The organism is Crocosphaera sp. Alani8, assembly GCF_038442745.1.
GTDB lineage: Bacteria > Cyanobacteriota > Cyanobacteriia > Cyanobacteriales > Microcystaceae > Crocosphaera.
In genome coordinates this window covers 1-4,465 of record NZ_JARVCN010000261.1, presented here as the reverse complement: position 1 = coordinate 4,465, position 4,465 = coordinate 1, and the positions used below count along the sequence as shown (strand labels likewise).

The following is a 4,465-nucleotide window of genomic DNA, read 5'->3' as shown; positions in this document are numbered from 1 at the left end:
CATCTATTAGTAAAGGGTTTTATAAGGGGGTTAAAAAGAGCGGATTTGGTATAACCTTGACTCAAGAGGGCGTTGATACCTCTATTGCTTTAGGTAACGACCAGTTAGCAATACTACTTGGCGTAACTGCTAGTAGCTTAAATGCTGATAACTTTGTCTTCGTCTAATTAATACCAAAATCCTTTTTTAAAGCCCCCCATCCACAAGTTAGATGGGGGGCTAACTTATGAGTTAAATTACATAAAATTTTTAGTTTTTCGCAGAAAATCTTCAAATACTATTGAAAAAATTGTTTGAGGACTACCAATGGATGATATTTTTGAGAATAATAATATTCTTTCCGACGCTTTCAACTTATCAAAGGATGAACAAATCCTTCTCAGTGAACTGGGTGGATTGGGAGTTTCATCAGATGATGACTTCTATAAAATTAAAGTAACCCCAGGTTCTTTAGACCTATCCATCGAACTATTTTTCACCCATACCCAGGGTAATCTCGATTTAGTTCTCTTTGATAGAAAAGGAAATGAAATCGCCTCTTCTACTTCTGTTGATGATAACGAATTTCTCAATGTTACCCTCGCTGAAGCAGGAAAATATTTTATCAAAGTGACTTCTGGGGAAGTGGATAGTTCAGGTGAGCCAGTTTTTTCTGGAAATACCTATGACTTGCGTTGGGATGATATCATTTCAGACACAACTTTTCGTACCTTTAATGGATTAGATAATAATTTAACCAATCCTGAATACGGAGAAGAGGGCATTCAACTGTTACGTTTGAGTCCGTCTGCTTATGAAGACGGATATTCTCAGCCCAGAGGAGGTGGGATCAATACACCTTTCACCCTTCCCAGTCCACGAGCTATCAGTAATGCAATTGCTGATCAAGGAGAGGTTTCCATTCTTAACAGTTTCGATCTTTCAGACTGGTTTTGGCAATGGGGACAATTTCTTGACCATGATATCGATTTAACCGAAGCTGGTTCTCTGGGAGAAACATTTAATATTCCTGTTCCTGTTGGTGATCCTGATTTTGATCCCTTTGGGACAGGGACTCAAGTTATCCCCTTAACCCGTTCTATTTTTGATCCCACCACCGGTTTTGATCCTGGAGATGGTTCTGCGAACCCTCGCGAACAGATCAACGAAATTACAGCTTTTATTGATGGCTCTATGGTCTATGGTTCCAATGCTACTACTGCGGCTGCTTTACGAGCTAATGATGGTACAGGAAAAATGGCCACCAGTATCGCTGATAATGGAGAAGTGTTACTTACTACAGACGCTGATGGTAACTTCATGGCAGGGGATATCCGTGTTAATGAACAATTCGGTCTAATCTCTGTTCATACCCTCTTTGTTCGAGAGCATAACCGTCTAGCAGATGAGTTAGGAGATATTTTAGATAAAGGCAGTGGTAAAAAGTTCAGAAGACTCAACCGACTGTTTGAAGAGTCTGAGTTAAGTCGTGGTGACTTTGTTTATGAATCTGCCCGTCGTTTAGTGGGAGCTAAAATTCAGAATATTACCTACAAAGAATTTTTACCCCTACTTCTAGACGATAATGTCATTCCTGAATATCAAGGTTATGACGACACGGTTAACCCTGGAATTTTCACGGAATTTTCTACCGGTCTTTTCCGTTTTGGTCATACTATGCTCTCTCCTCAACTCCTAAAAGTAGATGGGGATGGCAATGTAGACTCAGTTGCTCTACGGGATGCTTTCTTTAACCCTGATGCCATTGTAGAAGGTGGGGTTGATTCCTTCCTCAAAGGATTAGAAGTGCAACAAGCTCAAGAACTTGATGTCAAATTAGTCGATGATGTTCGTAACTTCTTGTTTGGACCCCCAGGGGCCGGTGGTTTTGACTTAGCTTCTCTCAATATTCAACGGGGACGGGAACATGGTGTTCCTGATCTCAACACTGTTCGTGAGAGTCTAGGATTAGCTGCTTATGACACCTTTGAACAATTAACAGGCAATGACACAGAACTTGCTACCAAATTTGCCTCTGTTTATGATTCCGTTGATGACGTGGATCTCTGGATTGGTGGTTTAGCAGAACAACAGTTTGGAGATAGCATCGTTGGAGAGACCATGAATGCTATCATCGGTCTGCAATTCACCAATTTACGAGACGGCGATCGCTTCTTCTATGAGAACGATGAGTATCTCAAGGAATTAGATAACATTGTTAGTGGAAGTGTGAAGAGAGTAACTCTAGATAAGATTATCGAAGACAACTCCGATGTCAGTATTTCTGATAGTGCCTTTATTACTACAGATCCAGTCATTATTTAAGCCTCAATTCCCTTGGGAAATAAAGACAAGACTTTGTTCAATCAATCAGTTCATGCGCGCTCGCTTTTGGGGAGATTCCCTCGGGATCGTTTGTCAAAACGCCATAACCCTGAGATGGAGTTTGGAGCGAATAGACTAGCGTTGGTTGACGGACATATTGCACCAGCACAAGACACCGCACCAAGAGATAGAAATTCTCCCTACCTCCTACACCCCAAAGCCCACACCCTAACCTGACTAATACCAAATCCTCTTCTCAAACCCATCTTATCTTATGAAAGAGGCAGGGGGCAGGAGGCAGAGGTGCGATCCAAGCGGATTCTCACCGTCGAAGACGCGGCGGTAGCCACCCGCATCTTTGAGCGAACCTTCGAGGGTTTTCAGCTTTATTGAAAATCCCTATAAAAACAATCTAAAAATCAAGAGCTTTTTCTAGAACTGACATCTTGCACCAGTACATAAAAACTTAAATTAGTAAGCAGTAAGCAGTTCCTCACTCCGTTCCGGCGCTATCGCACAGCGTTCGGCTTTCATCTCTTAGCTGAAAGCGTTAAGCTTATGTTTAATCTCACTCACAGCATAAGATAGAGATTGATATTTTTCAAATGATAGCTGATAGCTGATAGCTGATAGCTGAACGCTTACAAACTAGCTGGTTTTATCGAAGGTGCAAGATATGAGTAGAGAACATAGTAACTTTATTCTTGGAATGGCTCGCCTTGGGGATGGTTCAACAGATCGCAGTGTTTGGCAAATAGTCAATGTGTGACATCCTTCCACACTGACCGCTAGGCGGTACAGTGTGAGCTTCCCGACTCACGACGAGATATTTCTGCCCACAGGGAAGTACCTCTACTGCTTCTTAGTTTTGGCTAATTTACGTCTAAAGCTTGTTCTAAAACCAAGGGTTGCTAATAATCCTAACGGAATAATAGTTGAAGGTTCAGGTACAGAAACTAAACTAGCTTTAAAAGTAACAGGTAATTCACTATCTTCAAGTCCAAAATTTTCAAAACCTGGGATAAAAGGAGGAGCAGAGAAAATTTCAAAATAACCTGGTGGTTGCAAAAAATCAGCGAAAAATACGTTGATAAAATTACCTTCGGATGTAAGGAAACCTAAACCACTAGACGTTAATTGTTCTTCATCAAGACTTATTAAATTATCAAGTTCAAACGGTTCATTTCCTGGTATTGAAGTACCAGTTGGCGATAAACCGATAATAATTTCATCATTTCTCTTACCAGTAATATCAGTAATTAAATAAAAACCATTATCATCAATGATGTCATTAGTTGTTAATGTACCACTTGCTTCTATTCCAGGTGCAGAATAACTCCAATTGAAAGTTAAAGCTAAAGATTTTTCTACTTTTCCTAATACCAATCCAGAAGTGGTCATTAAAATTGTGCTGGAAAATAAAACTATATTTTTCATAGTTTATATTATTAAGAACAACGTTTTAATAATCTATAACATATTTTTATTTTTAACCAGTTAATTGACGAAGAATTGATAAATGGTTATAGAAATCTAGTTTATCTTAAGTAAAGTAGTGATTATATAATTACTGATAACCTTGATTCTTTAGTTTGTTTAGGGAGAGATTTACTTCATATTTAACTCTTTCACATGAGTCATTTTTCATTGACAGTAGTTCAACTAATGCTGATTGAGATAGATTGATATCTGGAGATTTTACGAGATGTTCCAAACCATGAACGATAAAGGAGCGAGGATGTTCGTTTTTGACTTTTTTGAGATTACAAAGCGTTTGCAAAGCTTGTTTATTTTGATAATATTCTCCTAAAATTTCAGAGATAGTAAACCAAGACATCCAATCTTGCAACTCCTCATAACCTTGCTCTAAAGATAGAATTAACTGATCTTTTTGGGCTTTTGATAAAAGATCAAAATTATTCAAAAAAATATAGAGAATATACCTAGAATGTTCCATTTCTAGAAAGTATTCTTTAGTGAATAAATCAATCAAAGTTTGAAAAACTTCATCAGGAAATCTTTGAGCTTTAATAATAATTAAATCTAGAGAATATGTCATTTCTATAAATTTTTCAAGCTCACCAGAGGTAATAGTGTGTTCAAATAAACTATAGCAATCAGGAATGATTTATGAGAATGAAGATGGGGTTTTTTATAGAGC

The 4,465-nt window shown here is 38.3% G+C and carries 4 protein-coding genes; 2 read left to right on the top strand and 2 right to left on the bottom strand.

Translation table 11 applies throughout. From position 1 onward, the window contains the following. Positions 1-306: 306 nt before the first annotated feature. Both P9B04_RS14955 and P9B04_RS14950 read left to right on the top strand, forming a co-directional pair. A complete protein-coding gene (locus P9B04_RS14955) occupies positions 307-2,304 on the top strand; it encodes a peroxidase family protein (RefSeq protein WP_342055787.1) in 1,998 nt (665 codons plus the stop codon). 90 nt (positions 2,305-2,394) lie between these two features. Further along, positions 2,395-2,541 carry a hypothetical protein gene (locus P9B04_RS14950; RefSeq protein WP_342055786.1) on the top strand — a complete coding sequence of 49 codons (147 nt, stop codon included), beginning with the start codon at positions 2,395-2,397 and terminating at the stop codon, positions 2,539-2,541. Between the two features lie 615 nt (positions 2,542-3,156). On the opposite strand, the gene P9B04_RS14945 is transcribed toward P9B04_RS14950, so the two are convergent. Then, the gene (locus P9B04_RS14945; protein WP_342055785.1) at positions 3,157-3,741 is read right to left on the bottom strand and encodes a PEP-CTERM sorting domain-containing protein; all 585 of its coding nucleotides are present in this window, start codon (positions 3,739-3,741) and stop codon (positions 3,157-3,159) included. A 130-nt stretch (positions 3,742-3,871) separates the two neighbouring features. After that, the gene (locus tag P9B04_RS14940) at positions 3,872-4,363 is read right to left on the bottom strand and encodes a hypothetical protein (protein WP_342055784.1); all 492 of its coding nucleotides are present in this window, start codon (positions 4,361-4,363) and stop codon (positions 3,872-3,874) included. Positions 4,364-4,465: the final 102 nt, after the last annotated feature.

Coding starts and splice junctions, on each gene's coding strand:
- P9B04_RS14955 (WP_342055787.1), top strand. CDS start 307: ATGGATGATATTTTTGAGAATAATAATATTCTTTCCGACGCTTTCAAC.
- P9B04_RS14945 (WP_342055785.1), bottom strand. CDS start 3,741: ATGAAAAATATAGTTTTATTTTCCAGCACAATTTTAATGACCACTTCT.
- P9B04_RS14940 (WP_342055784.1), bottom strand. CDS start 4,363: ATGACATATTCTCTAGATTTAATTATTATTAAAGCTCAAAGATTTCCT.